Source organism: Nocardia sp. NPDC004718, from assembly GCF_053601535.1.
Window position 1 is genome coordinate 116077 of sequence record NZ_JBSGCA010000015.1, and the last position, 26152, is coordinate 142228.

General features: G+C 68.8%; 22 protein-coding genes and 1 pseudogene. 11 read left to right on the top strand and 12 right to left on the bottom strand.

The genetic code is table 11. The annotated features are described in order from the left end of the window. The first annotated feature begins 237 nt into the window (after nt 1-237). From ACWEH3_RS14320 to ACWEH3_RS14335, 4 genes are all read left to right on the top strand, one after another. A complete protein-coding gene (locus ACWEH3_RS14320) occupies nt 238-978 on the top strand; it encodes a DNA polymerase III subunit gamma/tau (protein WP_450017883.1) in 741 nt (246 codons plus the stop codon). 439 nt (nt 979-1417) lie between these two features. After that, entirely contained in the window at nt 1418-2632 is a 1215-nt protein-coding gene (locus ACWEH3_RS14325) for an acetyl-CoA C-acetyltransferase (RefSeq protein WP_450017881.1), read from the top strand. A 115-nt stretch (nt 2633-2747) separates the two neighbouring features. After that, nucleotides 2748-4898: a 3-hydroxyacyl-CoA dehydrogenase NAD-binding domain-containing protein gene (locus ACWEH3_RS14330; protein WP_450017879.1), complete on the top strand. Its 2151-nt coding sequence runs from the start codon at nt 2748-2750 to the stop codon at nt 4896-4898. A gap of 114 nt (nt 4899-5012) precedes the next feature. Further along, nucleotides 5013-6110 carry an esterase-like activity of phytase family protein gene (locus ACWEH3_RS14335; protein ID WP_450025696.1) on the top strand — a complete coding sequence of 366 codons (1098 nt, stop codon included), beginning with the start codon at nt 5013-5015 and terminating at the stop codon, nt 6108-6110. Here the strand turns inward: ACWEH3_RS14335 and ACWEH3_RS14340 are convergent. After that, nucleotides 6107-6589, bottom strand: coding sequence for a MarR family winged helix-turn-helix transcriptional regulator (locus ACWEH3_RS14340; protein WP_450025698.1), 483 nt, complete (start codon nt 6587-6589; stop codon nt 6107-6109). The genes ACWEH3_RS14335 and ACWEH3_RS14340 overlap by 4 nt on opposite strands. A 391-nt stretch (nt 6590-6980) precedes the next feature. On the opposite strand from ACWEH3_RS14340, the gene ACWEH3_RS14345 reads away from it, so the two are divergent. Further along, complete coding sequence (locus tag ACWEH3_RS14345) at nt 6981-10562, top strand: protein kinase domain-containing protein (RefSeq protein WP_450025700.1); 3582 nt, start codon at nt 6981-6983, stop codon at nt 10560-10562. Nucleotides 10563-10572: 10 nt separating this feature from the next. Here ACWEH3_RS14345 and ACWEH3_RS14350 read toward each other — a convergent pair whose 3' ends face one another. Both ACWEH3_RS14350 and ACWEH3_RS14355 read right to left on the bottom strand, forming a co-directional pair. Beyond that, complete coding sequence (locus ACWEH3_RS14350; protein ID WP_450025702.1) at nt 10573-11889, bottom strand: class I SAM-dependent methyltransferase; 1317 nt, start codon at nt 11887-11889, stop codon at nt 10573-10575. After that, nucleotides 11886-13328 carry an FAD-binding oxidoreductase gene (locus tag ACWEH3_RS14355; protein WP_450025718.1) on the bottom strand — a complete coding sequence of 481 codons (1443 nt, stop codon included), beginning with the start codon at nt 13326-13328 and terminating at the stop codon, nt 11886-11888. Before ACWEH3_RS14355 ends, ACWEH3_RS14350 begins: the two co-directional genes overlap by 4 nt. A 206-nt stretch (nt 13329-13534) precedes the next feature. Here ACWEH3_RS14355 and ACWEH3_RS14360 point away from each other — a divergent pair, with 206 nt between their 5' ends. After that, the gene (locus ACWEH3_RS14360) at nt 13535-13969 is read left to right on the top strand and encodes an SRPBCC family protein (RefSeq protein WP_355078728.1); all 435 of its coding nucleotides are present in this window, start codon (nt 13535-13537) and stop codon (nt 13967-13969) included. A gap of 72 nt (nt 13970-14041) precedes the next feature. On the opposite strand, the pseudogene ACWEH3_RS14365 reads toward ACWEH3_RS14360, so the two are convergent. The 3 genes and pseudogenes from ACWEH3_RS14365 to ACWEH3_RS14375 all read right to left on the bottom strand — a co-directional run. After that, nucleotides 14042-14383, bottom strand: a pseudogene (locus tag ACWEH3_RS14365) (VOC family protein); the annotation flags it as partial. After that, nucleotides 14331-15143, bottom strand: coding sequence for a MerR family transcriptional regulator (locus ACWEH3_RS14370; protein ID WP_450025705.1), 813 nt, complete (start codon nt 15141-15143; stop codon nt 14331-14333). The gene ACWEH3_RS14370 and the pseudogene ACWEH3_RS14365, both read right to left, overlap by 53 nt. A 52-nt stretch (nt 15144-15195) precedes the next feature. Continuing rightward, a complete protein-coding gene (locus ACWEH3_RS14375; protein ID WP_450025707.1) occupies nt 15196-15822 on the bottom strand; it encodes a hypothetical protein in 627 nt (208 codons plus the stop codon). Between the two features lie 208 nt (nt 15823-16030). Between ACWEH3_RS14375 and ACWEH3_RS14380 the strand changes: the two genes are divergently transcribed. The 3 genes from ACWEH3_RS14380 to ACWEH3_RS14390 all read left to right on the top strand — a co-directional run bounded on the left by ACWEH3_RS14380 (nt 16031) and on the right by ACWEH3_RS14390 (nt 17669). Further along, nucleotides 16031-16366, top strand: coding sequence for a YbaB/EbfC family nucleoid-associated protein (locus tag ACWEH3_RS14380; RefSeq protein WP_355078724.1), 336 nt, complete (start codon nt 16031-16033; stop codon nt 16364-16366). Between the two features lie 13 nt (nt 16367-16379). Continuing rightward, nucleotides 16380-16988: a recombination mediator RecR gene (gene recR / locus ACWEH3_RS14385; RefSeq protein WP_450025709.1), complete on the top strand. Its 609-nt coding sequence runs from the start codon at nt 16380-16382 to the stop codon at nt 16986-16988. 63 nt (nt 16989-17051) lie between these two features. Next, nucleotides 17052-17669, top strand: a complete 618-nt coding sequence (locus ACWEH3_RS14390) for a LysE family translocator (protein WP_450025711.1) — start codon at nt 17052-17054, stop codon at nt 17667-17669. A 6-nt stretch (nt 17670-17675) separates the two neighbouring features. Here the strand turns inward: ACWEH3_RS14390 and ACWEH3_RS14395 are convergent, their stop codons facing one another. Together ACWEH3_RS14395 and ACWEH3_RS14400 are read right to left on the bottom strand one after the other, a co-directional pair. Then, complete coding sequence (locus tag ACWEH3_RS14395; RefSeq protein WP_450025713.1) at nt 17676-18320, bottom strand: hypothetical protein; 645 nt, start codon at nt 18318-18320, stop codon at nt 17676-17678. A 21-nt stretch (nt 18321-18341) separates the two neighbouring features. Then, nucleotides 18342-18548: a hypothetical protein gene (locus tag ACWEH3_RS14400; RefSeq protein WP_356963425.1), complete on the bottom strand. Its 207-nt coding sequence runs from the start codon at nt 18546-18548 to the stop codon at nt 18342-18344. Nucleotides 18549-18821: 273 nt separating this feature from the next. Here ACWEH3_RS14400 and ACWEH3_RS14405 point away from each other — a divergent pair, with 273 nt between their 5' ends. Together ACWEH3_RS14405 and ACWEH3_RS14410 are read left to right on the top strand one after the other, a co-directional pair. Then, complete coding sequence (locus ACWEH3_RS14405; protein WP_452358329.1) at nt 18822-21815, top strand: circularly permuted type 2 ATP-grasp protein; 2994 nt, start codon at nt 18822-18824, stop codon at nt 21813-21815. Continuing rightward, nucleotides 21812-22750, top strand: a complete 939-nt coding sequence (locus ACWEH3_RS14410; RefSeq protein WP_450025457.1) for a transglutaminase family protein — start codon at nt 21812-21814, stop codon at nt 22748-22750. Before ACWEH3_RS14405 ends, ACWEH3_RS14410 begins: the two co-directional genes overlap by 4 nt. Nucleotides 22751-22781: 31 nt before the next feature. Here the strand turns inward: ACWEH3_RS14410 and ACWEH3_RS14415 are convergent, their stop codons facing one another. The 4 genes from ACWEH3_RS14415 to ACWEH3_RS14430 form a co-directional block, all read right to left on the bottom strand. Continuing rightward, nucleotides 22782-23339 (bottom strand): dihydrofolate reductase family protein, encoded by a 558-nt coding sequence (locus tag ACWEH3_RS14415; protein ID WP_450025459.1) that lies wholly within the window; start codon nt 23337-23339, stop codon nt 22782-22784. 126 nt (nt 23340-23465) lie between these two features. Next, a complete protein-coding gene (locus tag ACWEH3_RS14420; protein WP_450025461.1) occupies nt 23466-24176 on the bottom strand; it encodes a type 1 glutamine amidotransferase in 711 nt (236 codons plus the stop codon). Further along, a complete protein-coding gene (locus ACWEH3_RS14425; protein WP_355078717.1) occupies nt 24173-25411 on the bottom strand; it encodes a Mur ligase family protein in 1239 nt (412 codons plus the stop codon). The genes ACWEH3_RS14420 and ACWEH3_RS14425 overlap by 4 nt, the downstream gene beginning before the upstream one ends. A gap of 65 nt (nt 25412-25476) precedes the next feature. Further along, on the bottom strand, nt 25477-26118 hold the full coding sequence (locus ACWEH3_RS14430; RefSeq protein ID WP_450025464.1) for a pyridoxamine 5'-phosphate oxidase family protein: 642 nt from the start codon (nt 26116-26118) through the stop codon (nt 25477-25479). Between the last annotated feature and the right edge of the window lie 34 nt (nt 26119-26152).

A 26152-nucleotide genomic window follows, 5' to 3' on the forward strand; every position in this document is an offset into this window, starting at 1 on the left:
GTTGATTCGGCTGTCGAGCGGGGTTCTGCCGCCGGGCGGGAGCAAGCGGCTGGCCAGGCTGCCGGGCGGGGTTCTGCTGCCGGGGGCGAGCGCGGGGCTGATTCGGCTGCTGAGCGGACCGTCGGGCACGGCGATCAGGCTCGGTCCGCCGCGCCGGCGTCTCATGCGACCGGTTCGTCCGCGCAGGAGCTCGCCGCCGGTCCTGTTGCCACACCGGGCGCTGATCTGTTGCGGGAAGTGGAAGCCGCCTGGGCGGACATTCGCGCCAAAGTGCGTGAGTTCGGTGCGGCCGTGCAGGCGATGCTCGCCGGTGCGTCGGTCGCCCGGGTGGAGGGCGAGGTCATCGTCTTCGCGCACCAGCACGCGCCGCTGGCCCAGCGCCTGTCCGATCCGCGCAACCTGGAGGCGGTCCGGTCGGCGGTACGGGCGGTGCTCGGCCGCGACCACGAGGTGCGCTGGGAAGCAGGCGGCGCCGCGCCACGGCCCGCCGCCGCGCCGCGATCGGGCGGCGCCGCGAACCGACCCCGCGGGCAGGCGGGCAACCAGCCGGGACGTGAATCCGGCAATGCGGCGAGCCGTGGTTCGGCCGCGCCCGCGCCGCGCTTCTCCCGCCCGAGTCAGGCGAAGAACGCGAACGCCGACAAGGCTGGCGGCGCGGGGCGTTCCGGCGCAGGCGGCGCCGACAAGCGCCCATATCCCGCGGACGACGACATCCCGCCGCCCGATTACCCCGACCTACCCGACGACCCCGGCCCCGCGGACTATCCGCGGTACGACGCCGGGCCGAGCGCGGGCGACGCGTCGGCCGACCTGGACTGGGACGGGGCCCGGGTCATTCCCGCCTCGACCCCCGAAGAGGAGCAGGAGATGATGGCCGCCGCGGCCGATCCGGTGGCTCCCGGCGACCGTCGCGACCCGGATGAGGTCGCCCTCGAATTGCTGAAGAGTGAGCTGGGTGCCACACGATTGGATGGTTGACAACCACCGTTCCGACGACGTTAAGTTAACCGGAGTTCGCACTCCACGGTAGTATGGACGGGTAGCCGGGAGCTTCGGTACGCCGACGTTCTATGGTATGCCCAGGCGTACGGGCGACCGGGCCGTACGTTCGTCCTGTCTTGCCTGGTTTTGTACAGCGTTAGGAACGGTCGGTCGCAAGGCCGGTCGGCGAGGTCAGCCGCAGCCATGCCGCACCCGCGGTGTCGCCGCACACCAGCGCTCGGACGGACGAAAGTCCGGCCGACCGCCCAGGAGCGCTCGGACGGACGAACGTACCGGCCGACCGCAAGGAGCGCTCGGACGGACGAACGTCCGGTCGACCGCAAGGAGCGCTCGGACGGACGAACGTCCGGTCGACCGCAAGGAGCGCTCGGACGGACGAACGTCCGGCCGCCGCACATTGAGGAAGGAACACTCCATGACCACAGAGGCCTACATTTACGAGGCCATCCGCACTCCGCGCGGCCGTGGCAAGAAGAACGGCTCGCTGCACTCGGTCAAGCCGATCGACCTGACTGTCGGTCTGATCCAGGAGCTGCGCGGGCGCTTCCCGAACCTCGACGAGGACCGGATCTCCGACCTGATCCTCGGCGTGGTCGCGCCGGTCGGCGATCAGGGCGCGGACATCGCCCGTACCGCGGTCACCGTGGCAGGCCTGCCCGACACCGTCGGCGGCTTCCAGCTCAACCGCTTCTGCGCCTCCGGCCTCGAGGCGGTCAACCTCGCCGCCCAGAAGGTTCGCTCCGGCTTCGACGATCTGGTTCTCGCCGGTGGCGTCGAGTCCATGTCGCGCGTGCCGATGGGCTCCGACGGCGGCGCCTGGGCACTGGACCCGGCCACCAACTACGACACCTACTTCGTCCCGCAGGGCATCTCCGCCGACCTGATCGCCACCATCGAGGGCTTCAGCCGCGACGATGTCGACGCCTACGCGGTGCGCTCGCAGGAGCTGGCCGCCAAGGCCACCACCGGCGGCTACTTCGCCAAGTCGATCGTCCCGGTCAAGGACCAGAACGGCATCGTCGTGCTGGACAAGGACGAGCACATGCGTCCCGGCACCACCGCCGAGGACCTGGCCAAGTTGCAGCCCTCCTTCGCCGTGATCGGTGAGATGGGCGGCTTCGACGCGGTGGCGCTGCAGAAGTACCACTTCGTCGAGAAGATCAACCACGTGCACCACGGCGGCAACAGCTCCGGCATCGTCGACGGCGCCGCGCTCGTGCTGATCGGTTCCGAAGAGGCGGGCAAGGCCTCGGGCCTGACCCCGCGTGCGCGCGTCGTCGCGACCGCCACCAGCGGCGCCGACTCCACCATCATGCTCACCGGTCCGACCCCGGCCGCCAAGAAGGTGCTGGCCAAGGCGGGCCTGACGCTCGACGACATCGATCTGGTCGAGATCAACGAGGCGTTCGCCTCCGTGGTGCTGAAGTTCCAGAAGGACCTGAACATCCCGGACGAGAAGCTGAACGTCAACGGCGGCGCGATCGCGATGGGTCACCCGCTGGGCGCCACCGGCGCGATGATCACCGGCACCATGGTCGACGAACTGGAGCGCCGCAACGGCCGCTACGCGCTGGTCACCCTGTGCATCGGCGGCGGCATGGGCGTGGCCACCATCATCGAGCGGGTCTGAGCCCCAACCGACAGCTGAGAATTCACGGCGGCGTGAGCGTCAGCCCGGAGGCGGCAGCCTGCGTGACCACGTAGGGCCGCGAACGCCGCTAATTCACCAAGGAGACACAAGAGCTGTGAGCGAAACCAACATGATCGGTTGGGAGCAGGATTCGGACGGCATCGTCGTGCTGACGATGGACGACCCGAACCAGGGCGCCAACACGATGAACGAGCTGTACAAGAAGTCGATGACGGCCACCGTCGAGCGGCTAGAGGCGGAGAAGGACAACATCACCGGTGTCGTCCTGACCTCCGCGAAGAAGACCTTCTTCGCCGGCGGCGACCTGAAGAACATGATGAAGGTCGGCCCGGACGACGCCCAGACGCTGATGGAGGAGCTCACCGAGATCAAGAGCGCCCTGCGTCGCCTGGAGCAGCTGGGCAAGCCGGTCGTCGCCGCCATCAACGGCGCGGCGCTCGGCGGCGGCCTGGAGATCGCGCTGGCCACCCATCACCGCATCGCGGCGGACGTGCCCGGTTCGCAGATCGGTCTGCCCGAGGCCACCCTCGGCCTGCTGCCCGCGGGCGGCGGCGTCATCCGCACCGTGCGCATGCTGGGCCTGCAGAACGCCCTGATGCAGGTGCTGCTGCAGGGTCAGCGCAACAAGCCGGCCAAGGCCAAGGAGATCGGCCTGATCGATGAGCTGGTCGGTTCGGTCGAGGAGCTGGTCCCCGCCGCCAAGGCGTGGATCAGGGCCAACCCCGAGGCCGGCGTGCAGCCCTGGGACAAGAAGGGCTTCAAGATCCCCGGCGGCACCCCGTCGTCCCCGGCCTTCGCGGCCAACCTGCCCGCGTTCCCCGCGAACCTGCGCAAGCAGATCAAGGGTGCGAACATGCCCGCGCCGCGCGCGATCATGTCCGCCGCGGTCGAGGGCTCGCAGGTCGATATCGACAACGCGTCGCTGATCGAGTCCCGCTACTTCGTGCACCTGCTCACCGGCCCGGTCGCGAAGAACATGATCCAGGCGTTCTTCTTCGACCTGCAGACGATCAACAACGGCGGTTCGCGTCCGAAGGACGTGCCGAAGAAGGAGATCAAGAAGGTCGGCGTGCTCGGCGCGGGCATGATGGGCGCGGGCATCGCGTACGTCTCCGCGAAGGCGGGCTACGAGGTCGTGCTGAAGGACGTCTCCATCGAGGCGGCCGAGCGCGGCAAGAACTACTCCGAGAAGATCGAGGCCAAGGCTCTCTCCCGGGGCAAGACCACCGAGGAGAAGTCCAAGGCGCTGCTGGACCGGATCAAGCCGACCGCGGACGCGGCCGACTTCGCCGGCGTCGACTTCGTCATCGAGGCCGTCTTCGAGAACACCGAGCTGAAGCACAAGGTGTTCCAGGAGATCGAGGACGTCGTCACCCCCGACGCGCTGCTCGGCTCGAACACCTCCACCCTGCCGATCACCGGTCTGGCGACCGGCGTGAAGCGCCAGGAGGACTTCATCGGCATCCACTTCTTCTCGCCGGTCGACAAGATGCCGCTGGTGGAGATCATCCGGGGTGAGAAGACCTCGGACGAGGCGCTGGCCCGGGTGTTCGACTACACCCTCGCGATCAAGAAGACTCCGATCGTCGTCAACGACAGCCGCGGCTTCTTCACCTCCCGCGTGATCGGCACCTTCGTCAACGAGGCGATCGCCATGCTCGATGAGGGCATCGAGCCCGCCACCATCGAGCAGGCCGGTCTGCAGGCGGGCTACCCGGCCGCGCCGCTGCAGCTGTCGGACGAGCTGAACATGAAGCTCATGCAGAAGATCGCCAAGGAGACCTTGGAAGCCGCGCAGGCGGGCGACACCACCCTGGGCGTCAAGCGGCACCCGGCGCAGGACGTCATCGACTACATGGTGTCCGAGGGTCGTCCGGGCCGCCTGGAGAAGGCGGGCTTCTACGAGTACGACGAGAACGGCAAGCGCACCGGTCTGTGGCCCGGCCTGCGTGAGCACTTCAAGACCACTGCGGGCTTCGGCGTCCCGCTGCAGGATCTGATCGACCGCATGCTGTTCGCGGAGGCGATCGAGACCCAGAAGTGCTTCGACGAGGGCGTGCTCACCTCCACCGCCGACGCGAACATCGGTTCGATCTTCGGCATCGGCTTCCCGGCCTGGACCGGTGGTGTGCACCAGTTCATCGTCGGTTACCCGGGTGGCCAGGAGGCCTTCGTGGAGCGTGCCGACTACCTCGCCAAGACCTACGGCGAGCGCTTCGAGGTTCCGGCCTCGCTGCGTAAGTAATCGCGCGCCGCGACGCAACGCCGAAGCCCGCCACCGCTTTTCGCGGTGGCGGGCTTCGACCGTTTTTCCGGCCCGTTCACCTGCGCGTCCGTTCGGCGCGATAGGTTGGCAGCCGTGCCGAGACGTAGTCGCCATGTTCTGATCGCCAGTTGCGCCCTCGCGCTCGCATCGGCCCCGGTGGCGGCCGCCGATCCGGTGACGACGCCATCGGTGCGTTTGCTGGGCGAGCAAGTCGTCGCGTCGAGCCTGGACTTCGCGGGCACCACCGTGGGTGGCCTGTCCGGGATCGACTACTCCGCGCGCACCGGTGAATTCGTGCTGATCAGCGACGATCGTTCGAACAAGAACCCCGCGCGGTACTACACCGCGCGCTTCGAGGTCGGCGAGCGCGGCGTCGGACCGGTGACCTTCACCGGCACGCACCCCCTGCTGACCGCGGCGGGCGCGCCCTACGCGCCGATGTCGGTCGACCCGGAGGAGATCCGGGTTGACCCGTGGACCGGCGATTACTACTGGACGCAAGAAGGCGAGCGGGACGGCGCCCTGCTGCAAGATCCGTCGGTGCGGATCGCGCACCCGGACGGCTCCTATGCCGGTGACCTGCCGATCCCGGAGAACGAGCGGATGCGCCCCGACTCCGGGCCGCAACAGAACCAGGCACTGGAGGCCGCGACCTTCCTCGCGGGTGGCACGTTGTTCGCCACCGCCACGGAAGGGCCGCTGCTGCAGGACGGGCCGGCGGCGACCACGACGAGCGGGGCACTTACGCGGATCACCGTCCAGGCGCGATCCGGGCCACTGCTCGCCCAGTACGCGTATCCGCTGGATCCGGTCTTCGCCGAGTCGCGGCCGCAGCCCGGCCGCGGCGCGAACGGGATCGCTTCGATCCTCGCCGCCGATCCGCTGGATCCCACGAAACTGCTTGTGCTGGAACGGTCCTTCTCGCCGGGCACGCCCAACAAGATCCGCGTCTACGAGGCCGATCTGAGCGCCGCGACCAACATCCTCGATGCCTCGATCGGCGCTGCCCGCCCGGTGGCCAAGCGGCTGCTGGTGGATCTCGACGACGTCGGGCTCGCCGCCGTCGACAACGTGGAGGGCATGACCTGGGGGCCGCGTCTGCCCTCCGGTGCGCGCACCTTGGTTCTGGTCAGCGACGACAATTTCGACAGCCGCCAGATCACCCAGATCATCGCCCTCGCCGTGGCCTAGTCCGTGCCACGCAGCTCCTCGGCGGCGGCCTGGTACGCGGTTGCCGCCCTGGTGAAGTAGTCGAACAGCACCTCGCGCTGTTCGGGTGTGTAGCCGCCGATGATCTCGCCGATGCGCTGCCGTGCGGGGGCGAGCACCTTGTCGAGATCGGCTGGCTTGCCGATCAATTCGACGATCACCTTCCGGCGGTCGCCAGGGACCGGCGCGCGGCGCACGTAGCCCGCGTCCTCCAGGCGGTCGATCAGCCGGGTGGTCGGGCCGGTGGTCAGGCCGCTGCGCGCGCCGAGTTCGCCCGGCGTCATCGGCCCGGCCAGTTCGAGGATGTTGAGCGCGTAGAGATCGGTGGCGCCCAGATCGACCGCCCGCGCCCCGGCTTGTCCGTGCAGCATGACCGCGCTCAGGTAGCGCCGGTAGATCTCGCGGGCGTCGGCGCGGAGTCCGGGCGCCGTGGGCTCGCGGTCGGGTTCAGGTGTCGACACGGGTATTCCTCCACACCTAATGTCTGCTCATATAAAGATAGTTCAAAAAAGAAGAAAGCTCTCTGAAGAAGTAAACTATCACGGCAGCTCACCACCGCGCCGACCGGGTTCCCGGAGCCGACGTGGTTGGTCGAATCGACTCCGGGTATCCGCTCATGTGGATCTGACGTGGCGGTGGTCACAAACCGAAGTGGCATCGGCACCGGAACCGCTCAGCGGCGCGAAACACGCGGATTCGGAACACACCCGACCTGTTCGGAAACGTCACCCGCGCGATACCGCACCGCGCTACGTTGGAGTATGCGCGGGCATATCGGACACGGCGTCCGGCGGTCGGCGCGGAGTTGGTCGCCGATGTCGCCGATTCGATGTGAGTGTTCGAGGTGATCACATGAATCCACAGACGCGTTCGGGCCGGGTGCGCCCCGAATCCCCTGCGGCCGAGGAGAAGACGCAGCGACAGACGCCTGTCGACATCGCCGACGAGCTCGAGGCCATGGGCCTGTCCGGTGCGGTGGAGATCGGTCGCGGTGGATTCGGGGTGGTGTATCGCTGTATCCAGACCGCGTTGGACCGTGTGGTCGCCGTGAAGGTGCTTTCCTCGGAGATCGACCAGGAGAGCAGGGAGCGGTTCCTGCGCGAGGAACAGGCCATGGGCAAGTTGTCCGGCCACCCGAACATCGTCGACATCCTGCAGGTGGACGTGACGGCAACCGGAATGCCGCTGATCGTCATGCCGTACTGCACCCATGGGTCACTGGAAAAGCTGATTCGCGATCAAGGCCCATTGACCTGGGCGGACTCGCTGCGGGCAGGCGTCAAGCTGGCGGGAGCCATCGAGAGCGCGCACCGCGCTCGAATCCTGCACCGCGACGTGAAACCGGCGAATGTGCTGCTCAGTGGTTACGGCGAGCCGCAGCTGACCGATTTCGGCATCGCCCGCATCCCGGGCGGCTTTCGCACCTCCAGCAGCATGATCACCGGCTCGCCCGCGTTCACCGCGCCGGAGGTCCTCAAAGGCGACGAGCCGACCATCCGCTCCGACGTCTACGGCCTCGGCTCGACACTGTTCGCCTTGCTCACCGGGCACGCGGCCTTCGAGCGGCAGGCGGGCGAGCGGGTGGTCGCGCAGTTCTTGCGGATCACCACCCAGCCGGTGCCCGATCTGCGTGAACAGGACATTCCGCCGGATGTCGCCACAGTGATCGAACAGGCCATGTCCCCGAATCCGCGGGATCGCCCGACCAGCGCCTACGAGTTCGGCGAAATGCTGCGCGCGGTGCAGCGCGGCCACGATCAGTTGCCGGACGAGATGGCGCTGCTGGAGACCACGCCGGAGCCCGAAACGACCACCTCGGCCGCCGGGGGCGAATCGACCGCGGTGTGGACCGCCTCCCGTCCCGCGGTCACCGCGCGGCGCAGCTGGCCGTTGACGCTACGGCCCGCCGTCTCCCAGCATCCGGCGGTCGTGCCGACGACGCCGCCGACGGCCGTGACCAAGTTCTGGCCGCCCACGCCCACGCGAGAGCCGATTCCACGGCCGCGTCTGCTGGACATCCTGCGCGCGGGCGGGCGGCGCAGGCTGACGGTGATCCACGCGCCCGCGGGGTTCGGCAAGAGCACGCTGGCCGCGCAGTGGCGCGCCGAGCTCAGCGAAGGCGATGCCGCGGTCGCCTGGATCGGCATCGATCGGGACGACGACAACGAGATCTGGCTGCTCGCCCATCTGATCCAGGCCATCCGCCGGGTGCACCCGGACGTCGGCGCCGGTCTGGACCAGGTACTGGAGGAACGGCCCGCCGACGCGGCCGCTTTCGTGATTCCCACCCTCATCGACGAGATCCACGCGGCGGGCAGGACGGTCGTGGTGATCGTCGAGGACTGGCAGCGGATCACCGACGCGGGCGCGCATCGCGCGATGGAAGCTCTGCTGGACAACTGCTGCCACCACCTGCGTTTCGTCGTGACCAGCCGGGAGCAGTCCGGCCTGCCGACCAGCCGCATGCGGGTGCACGACGAACTGGTCGAGATCGGCTCGGCCGCGCTGCGCCTCAACGAGGCGGAGACCAGGCAGATCTTGGTGGAGCGCAACGGCTTCGACCTGACGCCCGAACAGGTCACCGAAATCCACACCGCCACAGACGGATGGCCCGCGGCCATTCAGCTGGTGGGCTTGTCCCTGCGCGGCAACGCCGACCCGGCTCAGCTGATCGCCACCCTCTCCGAGGGTAACCACGGCATTCGCGAATACCTCGCCGAGAACGTCTTGGACACTCTGGAACCGAAGATGCTCGAGTTCCTGATGTCGATCGCGGTGACCGAGCGGGTGTGCGGTTCGCTCGCCGCGGCGTTGTCCGGGGAGCCGGATGCCGAGCAGCTGCTCGAGCAGGCCGAGCAGCGTGAGCTGTTCTTGCGGCGCATCGAGCACGACCCCGAGTGGTTCCGGATGCAGCCGCTGTTCGCAGAGCACCTGCGGACCCGGCTCGACCGCGTCCACCCGGGGAAGCTGAAGTCGCTGCACCGCAAGGCTTCGCGCTGGTACGCCGAACACCAGCTGATGCGCAAGTCGGTCGACCACGCGCTGGCCGCGACCGATCTGAAGATGGCGCTGGACCTGCTCGAAGGTGGCGGGATGGACCTGATCGACGGTTCCCGGCTGGCCACGCTGCTGGGCAGCGTGTCGAAACTGCCGATGCAGCAGGTGGCCTCGCGCTCGAAGTTGCTGATGGCGGTGGCCAGGGCGAACGTCAACCTGCAGCAGTCCGGCGCGGCGCGCAACGCCCTGGGCAGGCTGTCCAACATCCTGGCCCGCGGGTCCACCGGCGACGCCGATGTGCGGGTGCAGCGCTGCCAGGCGGCCGTGCTCGCCGCCTCCGACCAGATCGCGCGCGACCACACCGATGGCGTGCTGGATCGGGTCGCCGACTGTCTGCGGGAGCCGGACGATCTACCCGTGTGGACGGTCTCGACGGCGGCCAATCTGACGTCCTTCGTGCGCCTGTGCGAGTTCGACTTCGAGGGCGCGAGGAAGGTCCAGGAGTGGGCCGAGGAGTACCACGAACGCTCGAAGGATCCGCTGGGCCTGGTGTTCGGCCGCTGCGGCCAGGGCGCCGCCGCCTACGAGCAACTCGACGTGGACACCGCGACGCGCTGTTTCCAGCAGGCCTGGGACTTCGCGCGGGAACGCTCCGGACCGCGCTCGCACGCGGTGCGGGTCGCCGCGGCGCTGCTGGGCGAGATGAGCTACCGCAGGGGCGATCTGGCGACCGCCGACCGGCTGCTCGACGAAAGTCACGAGCTGGTCACCCGGGTCGGTCCGGTGGATTTCCTGATCTCCACCTTCGTCGTCGGCGCCCGGGTCAAAGCGGTCGGGGGAGATCTGTTCACCGCGGCGACGCGGCTGGACGAGGGCGCGCGCATCGCCGCCGACAACCGACTGCCCCGGCTGGCCGCCCACATCCGGGCCGAACGGCTGCGCCTGGGCATGGCGCTGGAGTCCGCGGATCGCCGCTACACCGACCTCAGTGAATCCACGCCGCTCCAGGCGGCCCATCGGCTGACCGGCGCCGCCCTGCTCACCGCCGAGGCCGAGGAACTCGCCGCGATCCGCGCGCTGCTCGGCGAACACCGGCTCGGCTCCGACGATCGGGCGGTGCGCCGCGCCCGCGCGCTGTCCGACCACACCCGCCAGAAGCACCGCCCGCGCGCGCAGTTGGACGCCACGCTGCTCCTCGCGGAATCCCTGGCCACCGCGGGCTGGGTCGGTGAGGCCACCAACCTGCTGCTGCCCGCCGTCGCGACCTGCGCCGCCCTCGGCTGGACCAGGCCGCTGCTGGCCGCGGGCCCGGGCGTGGTCGGCATCCTGCGCGTGCTGCGCGCCGACCTGCCCGCCTCCGCTCAGGTCGGCGACGTCGAACTGCCCGCCCCGTTCCTGGATGAACTCCTGAACGAGGCGGGCAGCGACGCCTTCTGAACGTCCCGGTCTACGGCTGCCACCACGGGCGCAGCGGTACGGTCCAGTCGCCGTCGGCGGGCAACTTGACGCCGAGCACCTGGTGCAGCTGAACCACGTTGCGCTGGAAGCCCAGCCGGCAGCCCGCCATGTACAGGCCCCACACCTTCGCGGTGCCCTCGCCGACCTCCGCGACGCAGGCGTCCCAGTTGGCGACCAGGTTCTTGCACCATTCGTGCAGGGTCAGGGCGTAGTGCTCGCGCAGGTTCTCCTCGTGCAGCACCTCGAGCCCGATGTTCTGGATCTCGGAGATGATCCGGCCGGAACCGATCAGCTCGCCGTCCGGGAAAACGTAGCGGTCGATGAAGTCGCCCGCCTTGGTGGTGCGGGTGTTGTCCGGGCGGGTGATGCAGTGGTTCAGGAACAGGCCGCCGTCGCGCAGCTTGTTCTTGATGTAGTCGAAGTAGTACGGGTAGTTGTGCACCCCGATGTGCTCGGTGAGCCCGATCGAGGACACCGCGTCGAACTGGCCCTCCGGTACGTCGCGGTAGTCGGAATGCCGCACCTCGGCCAGATCGGCCAGGCCCTCCTCGGCGATCTTCTTCTGCGCCCAATTCGCCTGCTCGGCCGAGAGCGTCGCGCCGATCACCTTGACGCCTCGCTTGGCGGCGTAGCGCACCATGCCGCCCCAGCCGCAGCCGATGTCGAGCAGCCGGTCACCCTCCTTCAAGCGCAGCTTCTCGAACACCAGGCGGTACTTGTTCTCCTGCGCCTGCTCGAGCGTCCAGCTCTCGTCGCCGTAGGTCGCGCAGGTGTAGGTCATCGACGGGCCGAGCACGTGCTCGTAGAAGGCGTTCGAGACGTCGTAGTGGTGATGGATGGCTTCGGCGTCGCGCGTCTTGGAGTGGCGCAGTCCCTCGAAGGCGATCCGCCGCCAGCGCGGCAGCGTCTCCTGCGGCGGCGGGGCGACCGGCTTGAGCCGCTCCCAGCCCAGCGAGCGCGCGATGGTCACCAGGGCCAGCGCGGACGGACGGCGGAACTTCAAACTGTCCAGCGCCTCGAGGAGCGCGTACGGATCACCCGGGTGCACCCCGCTGGCGGTCATGTCGCCTGCTATGTAGGCGCGGGCCATGCCCAGGTCGCCAGGGGCCGTGGCCAGGTAGTTGATGCCGCGCGGAGTCCGGATGTCCAGTGCGAACTGCGAGTCCTCCGGTCCGGTCGCGCTGCCGTCGTAGGCCGTCAACCGGATCGGGACTTCGCCCTCGACGAGGGTCTCGAAGATCTCGGCAATGCTGAGTTTGGTTCCGAGATCGGCGAAGACATCGGAACGGTCCTTGAATGTCGTCATTTGCGTTGCACCGCCTTCGAATACAAATCCAGCAGGCGCTGGTTCGGGTCGTAGCGTTTTTTCAGTTCGGTGTAGGTGTTTCCGCCGTAGAGCGCCGCGAACTCATCCTTGTCGTAGAAGGAATCCGAGTACAGCGACTTATGACCGTCGAATTCGGTCACTTTGTGCTCGATGGCGCGGTTGGCCGCGCCGTCCTGCTGCCCGGGAACGGTGGGCACGGCCGACCAGAATCCGACGTTCACGTAGGTTCGGTCCGGCTCCAGGGGATACAGCGGCCAAGCGCGTCCGCCGGGCCGCTGCGTGCGGCCGGTCTCGCGCAAACGCAGCGGGCACAGCCAGATCGGCTCGATCGGAATCTCGCGCAGGAACCACTCCACGAAGTCGGCGGTGCGGTTCACCGGCACCTCGATATCCTGCACGACCCGCTCACGCGGGGGATTGCCCTTGCGGGCCTCCAGCTTGTCCCCGATGTCGTACTTGTGATCGAGCGCCACCAGCTTCCAATAGAAGCTGCTGCGCCGATAGCGCTTCGGCCAGAACCGGCGGATCCTCGGATTCTGCGTGCCGAAGGCGCGGGAGCACCAGAACCAGTCGGTGTCCCAGCGCCACAGGTAGTCGTGGATGGTCAGGCGGTCGCGCTTGGGCGTTTCGCCCTCGTGCTGGATGGACCGGTAGTAGATGTCCATCCCGGTGTAGTCGCTGACCGGGCCCGGCTCGTCGGTGCGGCGGCCCAGCGTCAGATAGCTCTCCTCGGCGGAGAAGACGACGCCGTCGAGGTAGTCCACGGGCTCGTCCGCATAGACCCGATCCGTGACGATCGTCGCGAGGGTGGCCTCCAGTTCGCGCAGGTCCCGGAAGCGCACGTGCCGCAGCGCGACGTACGGTTGTACTTCTTCCAGCTCGATCTTCAGCCGGACCGTGTAACCCAGGGTCCCGTAGGAGTTCGGGAAGCCGCGGAACAGATCGGCGTGCTCGTTGTCCGGCGTGGCGGTGAGGATCTCGCCCGCGCCGGTCAGCACGTCCATCTCCAGCACCGACTCGTGCGGCAAACCGCTGCGGAAGGAGGTGGACTCGATGCCGAGGCCGGTGACCGCTCCGCCCAGCGTGATTGTCTTGAGCTGGGGAACGACCAGCGGCGCGAGCCCGTACGGGAGGGTGGCGGCGACCAGCTCCTCGTAGGTGGTCATGCCCGCGACGTCGGCGGTCCTCGCCACAGGGTCGACCGCGATCACCCTGGTCAGCCCCGAGACATCGAGGCCGGGCGCGGTGCTCTCGGCCCTGGCGCGGAAAAGGTTCGAGGTCTTCTTGGCCAAACGGACGTTGGCGTGCTCGGGTATGGCGCGGTAGCTCGCCAGAAGGCGGTCCACGCCGGCTCGATGCGCGGCAAATCCTGATTCGCGTGCGGCCGGTGCGTGTCCGGCCTTCCCCAACAGACTCACTGCCACCCCTCGACGCTAGTACGGACCATACGGCGGGGCCACCGCGAGGTCTCGGTCGCGGAGAAATGTCACGCATATGTTGCGAAACGGAATACCGAATCGTCCGGAGAAGTTCGCCACACGCTCCGCCCTCGCCGTTATCATCCGGGGCCGACAGGGCAGGATGGAGATCCGTCGAGACACCGCATCCGGACAAGGAGCTCATTGTGGGACAGGTCAGCGCCAGTAGTTCGATCGACGTGGCGGCGGATCCGCAGCGCGCGCTGGAGGCCATCGCCGACTACGACACGGTGCGTCCGCGCATCCTCTCGTCGCACTACCGCGACTACAAGGTGGTCGAAGGGGGCAAGGGCGCGGGCACCGTCGCGGAATGGACGTTGCAGGCCACCGAGAAGCGCTCGCGCAACGTGCACGCGGTCGTCTCGGTGTCCGATTCCATTGTCACCGAGCGCGACTCGAATTCGACCTTGGTGAACACCTGGACCGTCACCCCGGAGGGCGCGGGCGCGCGGGTCACGCTGCGCACCACCTGGAAGGGCGCGGGCGGCGTCGCGGGCATCTTCGAGGGCATCTTCGCACCGCTCGGCCTGAAGAAGATCCAGGCCGAGGTGCTCGGCAACCTCCAGCGCGAACTGGCCTGATCGTACGGCCGCGATGTCGAAGAGGTTCCCCTCGGGATCGGCCAGCGTCGTCCACTTCATACCCCACTCATCGAAGTCGGCGACGTGCTTCGCGCCGAGATCGATCGCGCGCGCGACCTCGTCCCGGCCGGAAGCGAGCAGGTCGAGGTGGATGACGTTCTTGCCGGGGTTCTTGTCGGGCACGCGGATGAACATCAGCGGGGTCGCGGCGCCCGCGGTCCGGCCGACGGTGGCGAACTCCGGGGTGGGGTCGGGATCGACGGGCGTCTCCAGCAACTGTGACCAGAATTCGGCGAGCGCGCCCGCGTTCGCGCAATCGATGGTGACGTGGGCGATCGAGATCGTCATGGATATCTCCTTTTCACGGTTGGGCGATGGGCCAGCACACTTCGGTCCGGTAGGTGGCGGATTCATCGGACGCGTCAGGTCCGAGCAGGTACATCTCGCGGATCGGCTCGGGCAGCGCGACGGCGTGTTCGGCGACGTGACTGCCCAGTGCGCCGTAGGTCCGGTCGAAATCGTCGAACGGGCCCTCGTGCACGGCGACGGCGAAACGGCGCGCGGGTAGCTCGATGAGCGAAAGCGTTGCCGGCAGTACCACATCCGTGGCGGCGACCGGGACGAACGCGACGACTTCGCCTTCGTCCTGCTCGAAGAAGTCGGTGCTGTAGGTGGCGCCGGCGACGCCCGCAGGCGCGATGCTCGCGGCGGCCAGCGCCTCGTACAACGCCTGGAACGTCGAAGCGCACCACTCGCCGATGTGTTCGCGCGCCACCGTCGCGCCGATCGCCGCCGCCGGGAACGCCCCGACCAGGCGATACTCCACGGCGATCGGAGCCGATGGCGTCAGCAGCGCGCGCAACGAGGCGACGACCGCGCGGGTACGGGCCAGCTCGGCTTCCATGCGCTCCAGATGCGCACGCAGCGTGGCGTCACGGGCGTTCTCATCCGGCGCGGCCAGCACGGCGCGGATCTCCGGCACCGGCATGTCCAGCTCGCGCAGCCGCCGGATCAACTGTGCCTGCGTCACCTGCGCCGTCGCGTACCGCCGATAGCCCGAATTCGCGTCTATGCCGGCCGGAGCGAGCAGGCCGATCTCGTGGTAGTAGCGCAACGTCTTCACGCTGAGATTGCTCAGCCTGGAGAATTCCCCGATGGGGACGGTGGCCGTCATGGCATCAGCCAACACCCTCCAGTGGCGGGAGGGTCAAACGACACCCGGTTGTTCAGGCGAGCGCGAAGGTCAGCAGCAGGGTGGTCTGGAACGTGCCGCGCCACCACGAGTAGCCGAACCACACACCGGGAGTGACTTCCCGGATCTCGTCGTAGACCTGCGGCGTCGGAGAGGGCGCGTAGTTCAGTGCCCAGGTCGGCTGTCCGTCGGTCAGGGCGGGCGCCACGTAGACGTCGGCGCCCCAGGCCTCGAAGCCCGCACCGGTGAGGCGGTTCATCAGGAAGCCGCCGTCCGGGCCGGTGTAGAAGGTCTTGCCGATCCACAGCGGGGGCGCGATGGCCTGCATGACCGGCGGGCGAGTGACCCAGCCCGATTTCACGCCGACCGGAACGGCGCCGAGCGGTGCGGCGCGGAAGATCGCGTCCTGCTGCTCCGGCGAGCACCGGAAACGCAGCGAATCGAGCGTCGCGGCCTTGTCGTCCGGGTAGAGGACGCAGCCGCCCCCGTAGTCGGCGACCGCGGGGGTCGTCTGGGGCTCGTCGGCCCCTTGCGCGTCGATCACTCCGGGCGTGTCGGTGATCTCCGTATCCGCGGACGCCGCTGCGCCGAGAAAGATGCTGGGAACACCGAGGGTGAGCACCAGGGTGCTCAGGAAACGTGCACGAACTGCGATCATCATTGGCTCCAGATTTGCACACCGCTTTCCGACTCGGTGTCGATGGTAAGGCGCGCATGGTCGGTTCCGATCGGAACTACCCAACCTGTTACCCGTCATGCGCGCTGTTATCCGCCCTGCGCCGCGGACCTGGGACCGTCGGGCCGCGCCGGGGACCGGCCGCGGCAGGACTAGGCTGGCCGGTGACACCTTCTTCAGAGAGGACGCTCCCGTGCAGCCAGGTGGCCAGTTCGATATGCAACAGTTGCTCGCCCAGGCGCAGCAGATGCAGCAGGCGGTGATGGAAGCCCAGGCCGAGATCGCGGCGACCGAGGTGGACGGTGCGGCGGGCGGTGGCCTGGTGCAGGTCAGGCTGAAGGCGAGCGGTGAGGTGGTGTCGCTGACCATCGACCCGAAGGCCGTGGATCCCGACGATGTGGAGACATTGCAGGATCTGGTCATCGGTGCGGTCAACGACGCGATGGCCAACGCGCAGCGCATCGCCGCCGAACGGCTCGGACCCCTGTCCGGTGGCTTCGGCGGCGGCGGTTCGCTGCCCGGTTTCTGAGCCGAGGTAGCAGTTGTACGAGGGTCCGGTCCAGGATCTGATCGACGAATTGGGCAAGCTGCCCGGCGTCGGTCCGAAGAGCGCGCAGCGCATCGCCTTTCATCTGCTCCAGGTGGAGCCGCCGGAGATCGATCGTCTGCAGGCCGCGCTGCAGAAGGTGCGTGACGGGGTGCAGTTCTGCGTGACGTGCGGAACGGTCTCCGATGGCGAGCTGTGCCGCATCTGCGCCGACCCGCGCCGGGACCGGACCATGATCTGCGTGGTCGAGGAACCCAAGGACGTGCAGGCGATCGAGCGCACCAGGGAGTTCCGCGGTCGATACCACGTGCTCGGCGGCGCGCTCGATCCGCTCAGCGGTGTCGGCCCCGACCAGCTGCGGATCCGGGAACTCCTGGCGCGCATCGGAAACCAGGAGGACGGCATCGACGTCAGCGAGGTGATCATCGCGACGGACCCGAACACCGAGGGCGAGGCCACCGCCACCTACCTGGTCCGGATGCTGCGCGACTTCCCGGGTCTGAGCGTGACCAGGCTGGCCTCGGGCCTGCCGATGGGCGGCGACCTCGAATTCGCCGACGAGCTCACCCTCGGGCGCGCGCTGTCCGGCCGCCGCGCGCTATAGCTGGCGAAAACGCCTCCCACGACGGGGATTGCGCCGCGCCCGGCGTGCGTTACCGTGTCGGGGATGAGCATCGAATTCGCGCTGACGACGCTCGTCATCGTCGCCACCCCCGGCACCGGTGTGCTGTTCACGTTGGCGGCGGGGTTGTCTCGCGGCGTTCGAGCCGCGGTGATCGCGGCATTCGGCTGCACGCTCGGCATCGTTCCGCACATGGTCGCGGCGATCACGGGTCTGGCCGCGTTGCTCAACGCCAGCGCGGTCGCGTTCCAGACGCTGAAGTACCTCGGCGTCGGCTATCTGGTGTACATGGCCTGGACCACGTTCCGGGACAAGGGCGCGCTCGCCGTGCCGGAGCAGACGGGCCGCACCGCGCCCTCGGCGCGGAAAGTGATCACCTCGGCGGTGCTGCTCAACCTTCTCAACCCCAAGCTGACCATCTTCTTCTTCGCGTTCTTGCCGCAGTTCGTGCCCGGTGGCGCGCCGAACGCGCTGGCGCGCATGCTCGAACTGAGCGGCATTTTCATGCTCGCCACCCTGGTGGTGTTCGCGGTGTACGGCGCGTGCGCCGCCGCCGTCCGCGATCAGGTCATTTCCCGTCCCGCCGTGGTCACCTGGATGCGCCGGGTCTTCGGCGCGTCGTTCCTCGCGCTCGCGGGCCGGTTGGCCACCCAGAACCAGTGACCGGGGTCAGAGGTCGACGCGCGACCAGGGCAGCCCGGGGAACCGGCTGCGGTCGTCGTTGGCCCAGCCCCAGATGAGGGCGGCGACGGTGGCGGGATCGGAGATGCTGGTTCCGAAATGCTTGTCGGGGGAGCCGTCCCGGTATTCCACGGTGTAAGCGCCGGAGTTCTCCCGGTAGGTCTGGATGTAGAACTGCTCGCCGCGTTCGACGACGAGGTACGGGTTGGGCGGGGCCAGCTCCGGAATCCACTGCTGGACCAGCGCTTCGGTCAGGTATGGGAACTCACCCGCGCCGCCGTGCGTGACGATGGCCTCGACGTGCTCGGCGGGATCGATCAGCCAGGCCAGCTGCGGGTCGTAGACGGCATAGTTCAGCGGTGTGGCGAGTTCGAACAGCAAGTGGCGGACGAAGCCGATCGCGTCGTAGGGGCACGACACGTGCAGTGCCGCACCGGTGGCCGCGCCGCCGACCGGCACGGTGCTGAGGAAGTTGTCCTCCTCGGGCAGTTCCGCGTTGCGTCTGTTCAGTTCGGCCGCGATCCGCGCGACCGACCCCGACTCGGGGACGCCCTGCTGGGTGCTCAGGTAGGCGTCGACCTCCGCGATCGACGATGCGACACCGGACGGCAGCAACACGTGGTCATAGCTCACCGGGCCAGGGTACGGAACCGTTCAGGCGCGGCGCCGGGCCGTCTCGCCGTCGCCACACCGGCAGCCGCCCGCGAGGTCTCGGCAATCGAGGACGAAGGCGTGTCTGGCGTGGCTGAGCTCCAGGCAGTGCTCGTCGGTGCATTCGGCGATCCGGCTCACGTGCACGATCAGGGTTCCGTGGCAGTGGTCGAACGCGGATTCACAAGACGAACAGTCTGATCTACGCATTATGACCTCCTGACGAGATCGTTGTCGTCGTTCGGTGATACCACCGGTGCGGGCGTCACGGTGGGACCCGGGCCCGTGTGTCGCCGTGACCGATACCTAAGCAAATATGCGGCAATCACTTGCTGTCGCACGGCGTTTTACCCGGTATGTGCCCTGCTACATGCGAAAATGGCCGCACAGACCACTGATGTTGGTGTCCGGAACAAGATTTCCGGGCCCGCCCGGGCAGCATTCGGCGGCCGTTGGGCACGGATGGCGGAAGTGAGGTCGGCGGTGACGTTGCGCGATGAGCGGCGAGACACCGCGACCACCGTGCGGGAACAGGTCGCGCGCTACCGCGAAGATGCTTCTGCCACCGCCGCCTACGACGAGTGCGGCGCGCCGGTCGCGGGCTACTACGACGAATTGGTCGACGCCGACGGCAAGGTGCGCCGGGTGTGGTCGCAACTGTCCGCCGACTTCGCCGAACTCGGCGGGGACGGTTTGGGCAAGCTGGACAGCCGAGTGCGCAGGCTGATCGACGACGACGGCATCACCTACCTCGAGGCAGGAGCGTCGGCCGAGAACACGCCGGCCCCGTGGCGCCTCGATCCGATTCCCTTGCCGGTCGCCGCGGACGATTGGACCCGGCTGGAGGCCGGGCTGGAACAGCGCTCCCGCGTGTTCGACGAGGTGCTCACCGACATCTACGGTCCACGCAGGACGCTCGCCTCGGGACTGCTCCCACCGGAAGTCGTGTTCGGCAATCGCGGCTACGTACGAGCCGCGCACGGCATCACCGTGCCGGGGCGGCACCAACTCTTCCTGCACGCCTGCGATCTCAGTCGCTGGGGCGACGGCCGGTTCCGCGTGCTCGCCGACTGGGCGCAGGCGCCGTCCGGCGCCGGATACGCGCTGGCCGACCGCAGGGTCGTGTCGACCGCGATCCCGGAGGCGTTCGAGCACGCGAATCCGCGTCCGCTGACGCCCTTCGCCAGGGCGATGCGATTGATGCTGATCGAATCCGCGCAGACCGACGACGATGAACCGGTGGTCGTCGTGCTCAGTCCGGGCGCGCATTCCGAAACCGCGTTCGATCACGCCTATCTCGCCTCCACACTCGGTTTTCCGCTGGTGGAGAGCGCCGATCTGGTGGTGCGCGACGGCGCGCTGTGGATGCGGTCGCTCGGCACGCTGAAGCGGGTGGACGTGGTGCTGCGCCGGGTGGGCGCCGAATTCTCCGATCCACTGGACCTGCGGCCGGATTCGCGGCTGGGCGTGGTGGGGCTGGTCGAGGTGCTGCGCCGCGGCGCGGTGACGGTGGTGAACACACTCGGCAGCGGGCTGCTGGAGAATCCCGCGCTGGCCGGATTCCTGCCCGCCCTGTCGCGCGCACTGCTCGGTGCGGACCTGTTGCTGGAGAACGCGCCGTCGTACTGGGGTGGTCATGAACGGGAGCGCGGACATCTGATCGCGAATCTGGACAAGCTGATCGTTCGCTCGGCGGTCGACGGCGCCACGCTGTTCGGCCCCGAGCTGAGTCGGCGGCAGCGCGAGGAGATGAAGGCGCGGATCGATGCGCACGGATGGCAATGGGTCGGCCAGGAACCGGCGCAGTTCTCCGTCGCGCCCGCCGTCCGCGAGCACCACGGACTCGCCGCGGCTCCGGTCGGCATGCGATTGTTCTCGCTCGCCCATCGGCGCGGCTACACCGTGATGTCCGGCGGTCTCGGCCAGCTACGTCAGCGCACGACCGATCGCGCCGCGCGGAAAGTCGCCGCCAAGGACATCTGGGTGCGGGCTGCCCCGACGGCCGCCGCCGCGATCAGCACCGAGCCGTCGCGCGAGCCGCGGCGCACCGCTCCGGTCGTGGCGGGGATCAGCTCCCCCCGCGTGCTCAACGACCTGTTCTGGATCGGCCGCTACGGCGAGCGCGCGGAGGACGCCGCCCGCCTCTTGATCGCCACGCACGAGCGCTACCAAGAGTTCCGGTATCGCCCCTGGCTGGAAGGCGCGGGCGCGTTGCCGATCCTCTTGGCCGCACTCGGCCGGACCACCGCCACCGCGGCTCCGACCGACGGGCTGTTCGGTCCCGAGGTGCGAGCCTTTGCCCCGCAGCAGAGTTCGGCCGATCGCGGCCTGCTCGCTCCGTCGGGTGCCGGCATCGACGAAGGTGTCGCGCAGTACGGCGACGAGCGGTCGCATGCTGCGGCCGGACCGTTTCCGGATTCTGGTGATGCTCCGGCATCGCCCGGTGCGGGCGAGCGCGCGACTGGGAATTCGGTGCCGGACCGGTCACGATCTTTCGGCCACGGGTCGGCCGAGAACTTCTCCGCTGCCGCGGCTCGGAACGAAGCCATGGCCGGAGCCGATGCGCGACAACAGGTTACGGCTGGTGTGGAGGCCGTCGCCGAACGACCGGACGACGACGAGACGACCGGTGCGGCGCAGGACAGTGCTCCGGCGGTACAGCGGGTGCCGGGCGCGTCCCGTGTGGGCCACGACTACCTCGTCACACTGACGATAGACCGCGAGCTGCCCGGATCGCTGGCCTTCGCGATCGACCGGTACGGCAGCGCCGCGCGCGCCGTGCGCGACCAGTTGTCGGTGGACACGTGGATGATCCTCGGCTCGGTCGAGCGCGCGCTGGCCTGCTACCCGGCCGCGGTGGACGACCAAGAGGCGGAGTTGTCGGATGTGCATTCGCGAACCCTGGCCGGGCTGCTCGCGCTGTCCGGGATCGACGGCGAGTCGCTGATCCGCGACACCGGGTGGCACGTCAGGGACATCGGTAAGCGGATCGAGCGCGGTCTCGCCCTGACCGCGTTGCTGTCGGCCGCGCTGACCCAACGGTATCCGGAGGAGATCGAACGCGAGGTCACCGAATGGGTGCTGCGCGCCACCGAGTCCTCGGTGAGTTACCGTCGGCGCCACCAGGATTCCGTGCGGATCGCGAACGTCGCCGAGCTCCTGCTGTTCGACACCGCCAATCCGCGATCGCTGGCCTATCAGCTGGGCCGCCTGCACGCCGATTTCCAGGCGCTGCCCGGTGCGTCCGGCTCGTCGCGTCCGCAGCGGCTGCTCGCGGACGCGCGGCGCATGCTGCGCCGCCTCGATCCCGACGACCTCGAGGTCACCGACGCGAACGAACGGCGCACCGAACTGGCGGAGCTGCTGGAGGGAGTGCACGTGCGCCTGCGCAAGGTATCCGAGTCCTTCGAGACCACGACGCTGTCGCTCCCGGTCGACATCCAGCCGCTATGGGGCAGCGCGCAGGTCGTCGGATGACCGGCCGTGCGGTGCGGCGCTACCGGATCGAGCATCGCACCAAGTACTCGTACTCCGGCGAAGTCATCAACTCCTATGGGCGCGCGTACTTGACGCCGCGCGATCTCCCCGGCCAGCGTCTGCTCGCGCACGAGATCCGGATCGACCCCGCCCCCTCGGACCGGTCGGTCGGCGCGGATGTGTGGGGCAACATCACGTCCTACTTCCACGTCACCACCGAACATCGTGCTCTGACGGTGGTCGGCGAATCGCTGGTCGAAGTCGACGCGCCCGCCCGCGACGACGCGGGCCCGGCCACCGAGCCGTGGGAACGCGCGCGCCCGACGGCGGCCACCGGGCCGTTCGCCGTCGAGTTCGCCCTCGACCTGCACCCGCGGGAGATCACGTCGGAGATCGTCGCGTACGCTGCCGAATCCCTCCGGCCGGGCAGGCCGCTGCTGGACGCGGTGGCCGAGTTGAACACCCGGATCTACACCGACTTCGCCTACCGGTCCGGCGCCACGACGGTGTCCACCCGGGTGGCCGACGTGTTCGCGGCCCGTGCAGGCGTCTGCCAGGACTTCGCGCGCCTCGCGGTCGCCTGCTTGCGGTCGCACGGCCTCGCCGCCCGGTATGTGTCCGGCTACCTGGCCACCGATCCACCGCCGGGGAAGGAGCGCATGGTCGGCGCCGACGCCACGCACGCCTGGGCGGCGGTATGGGTGCCCGGCGCCGACGCACCCGACCGCTCGGGCCGGTGGATCGACCTCGACCCCACCAACGACCAACTCGGCGACGAGCGCTACGTCACCGCCGCATGGGGCCGCGACTACGCCGACGTCCCTCCGCTGCGCGGCATCATCTACACCGACGCGAAGGACAGCACGATCACCGTCTCCGTCGACGTCACCGAGGTGGGTGTACCCCGCGCTCTACCCGCGGCTCGCGATGGGTGAAGCGCAAGTTCGCAGATCTCGGACGTGGTCGTCAGCGCCCGGCTCGGCCGTAGCGGGTCAGGACGGCTGCGCCGACCGTGTCGACCGACAGCAACTCGAGATCCGCGGGCGGCTCGCCATCGGCGAACAAACGGTCACCGCTACCGAGGACCGTGGGGAAGATCAGCAGTCGGTACTCGTCTATCAGATCCTTTTCCCGCAATGCGCGGACGATGCTCAGGCTGCCGGTGACGATGACGTCGCCGGGTGCGTTCTCCACCGCCGTATGGAGGTCGCCTTCGACAAGCGTGGAATTCGTCCAGCTCGACGTGTCCGCCAGTGTGTGCGAGGCAATCAATTTCGCGGCCTTGTTCATGCGCGTGGCGAAGGGATCGTCGCGGCCGGGCCAGATGGTGGCGAACAATTCCCAGGTGCGGCGACCCAGCAGCAGCACGCCCTCATCGAGGGCATGTGCCAGGCGGAACTTGTCACCGCCGACGGTCTCGGGACCGTAGCGGAAGGCCCACCCGCCGCTCGCGGTGCCGCCGCGGCCGTCGGGGTCGGACACCCTGCCGTCGAGGGTGACGAACTCGCAGACGATGACGCTCATGACCGGATTCCTTTCGATGGTGTGGCTGTGCACCGGTATGTACCGGTGCACACGCCCGAACTCATCGCTTCGATCCGGATTGCCGCGAATTCAGCTACTCCGGGGACCTGACCGGCGGGAACAGGCTCAGGCGCGCAGGCGCTCCCGGCGGAGCTGGTCGACCTCGGGCAGGTCGAGGGGCGCCAATTCGGTGACGCCGAGGGCGCGCATCAGCAGCAGGTCGGCGAGTTCGGGGTTACGGGCCAGCGCCGGGCCGTGCATGTAGGTGCCGATCACCGAACCCTGGACGACGCCCTCCAGCCCGTCGCCGACGCCGTTGCCGACGCCGCGGGCGACCCGGGCCAGACCCTGCGCGTCGCCGCCGAGTTTCGTTCCACCCCGGTGATTCTCGAAGCCGGTGAGTGCGGCCGTGAGCCCGTCGAGCAGGGGTGTGGTGGTCACCTCGCCGATGGCGCGTTTGTGTTGCGGCGAGGTGGTGACGTCGAGCAGGCCGACGCCGTCGACTCGCTCGCCCGCCGAGGTCTCGTACCACTGGCCGAGGACTTGGATGGCCGCGCAGATCGACAGCACCGGAGCGCCTCGCCCGGCGGCGCGCTGCAAGCCGGGATAGCGCTGCAGGTGCCGGGTGGCCAGACGCTGGGCGGAATCCTCCGCGCCGCCCAGGGTGTAGACGTCCAGGGAATCGGGCACCGGCTCCGACAGCGTGATCTCGACTATCTCGGCGTCGTAGCCGCGCATGCGCAGTCGTTGCCGCAGCACGAGCGCGTTGCCGCCGTCGCCGTAGGTGCCCATCACGTCCGGCAGCACCAGGCCGATGCGGAAGGTCGATTCGGTCATGAAGCCCGCTCCTCGAGGTCACGGTTGAGATCACGGAAGGCGGTGTAGTTGGCCAGCACTTCCACATGGCCCGCGGGGCACGACGCGATGGCGCGGACCGGATCGGGGACCAGGGTGTGCTCCACGCCCGCGTAGGTCAGTCGCACCGCCAGGTCGGTGGCGCGTTCGCCCGCCGCCACCACCTGCACGCCTTCGAAGTGCTCGAAGCGCACGTCCCACAGCCAGGAGAGGTCCTCGCCGTCGGGCACCTGGCCGTTCACCGCGATCACCAGGCCCGCCGAGGTCGGCTCGATCATCGACAGCGCCTCCTGCCACCCGGCCGGGTTCTTGGCCAGCAGCAGACGCGCGTCGTGCTCGCCGACCTGCACCGTGCGGTAGCGGCCCGCGATCTCGCGGACCGTGCCCGCGGCCGCGACGGCCTGCTCCGGGTCGGCGCCCAGCGCGACGGCGGCTGCCACCGCCTGTGCGGCGTTGCCGCGGTTGGCCCGGCCCGGCAGTGCGAGCCGCAGCGGGAAACGCTTGCCCTCCCGCCCGACCAGATCGTCCCCGTCGAGCCACCAGTCCGGTTCGGGACGCTGGAAATCCGCTCCGGTACTGCGCCAGTGCGCGCCCTCCCAGACGATCGGCTCGCCGCTGCGCGGGCAGCTGGTCGCGTCCATCGCCCAGCCGCTGCCCGCGGCGACCCACACCACGTTGGGATGGTCGTAGGCGATGGAGGTGACCAGCACGTCGTCGCAGTTGGCGACCACCACGGTGGCCGGGTGCTTCGCCAGGCCCGCGCGCAGCTTGCGCTCGATCATGTTGATCTCGCCGACCCGGTCGAGCTGGTCGCGGCTGAGGTTCAGCAGCACCACCGCCGAGGGATTCAGCGAATCGGTGACGTGCGGCAGGTGCAGTTCGTCGACCTCGATGGCGGCCAGCGGCGCGCGCCGGTGCGCGTTCAGCGCGGCGACGATGCCCGCGTCCATGTTCGCGCCGTCGGCCTGGGTCGCGACCGCGCCGAGGGTGCTGAGCGCGGCGGTGGTCATCCGCGTGGTGGTCGACTTGCCGTTCGTGCCGGTCACCAGCACGGTGCGCCGCCGCTGTCCGAGCTGGTCCATGACGGTCGGATCGATCTTCAACGCGATCAGTCCGCCGATCATCGACCCTTTACCACGACCCGCCTTCTGCGAGGCCCAGGACGCCGCGGCCGCCGCCGCCAGCGCGAGCCGTCCGCGCACCGATAGTTCTGCCACGTCGCGAGTCTATGTTCGACGCGCGATCCGGGCGCGCCGCGGTCGGGTGGCGTGGGCCACGCGGGTCAGTCGCGGTACAGCTTGGCCGCGTAGTTCTCCGGCGAGTAGTAGCGCTCCAGTTCCTCCACCGTCTCCGCGACGTTCGTCTGTACCTCTTTGACCAGGCACGCGGGACTCGGCAGGGTGTCCTTCGGCCACTGCTCCGGCTCCCAGAGATGGCTGCGCATGAACGCCTTGGCGCAGTGGAAGTAGATCTGGTCGATCTCCACCTCGACGGCGAGGATCGGGCGGTGCCCGCGCACCACCATGTCATCGAAGTACGGCGCGTCGCGCACCAGCCGGGCGCGGCCGTTGATCCGCAGCGTCTCGCGGCGTCCCGGGATCACGAACAGCAGGCCGACGTGCGGGTTGGCCAGGATGTTGAGGTAGCCGTCGGCGCGGCGGTTACCGGGGCGCTCCGGGATGGCGAGGGTGGTGTCGTCGAGCACCCGCACGAACCCCGCCGGATCGCCTTTCGGCGAGGCGTCGCAGTTGCCGTCCGCGTCGCTTGTACTCATCACCAGGAACGGGGAGAGCGCGATCCACTCCCGGTCCCTGGCATGCAGGACGGGTCGCTCCTTGGTGGCCGCGCGGGGCGCCACCTCGCCGAGCAATGCCCGAAGGTCCGCCGGGTCGGTGATCTCGTCGGAGGCGGTGCTCTCACGCATAGTTCGATTCAAGCACCGCGGCGTGGGCGATGGC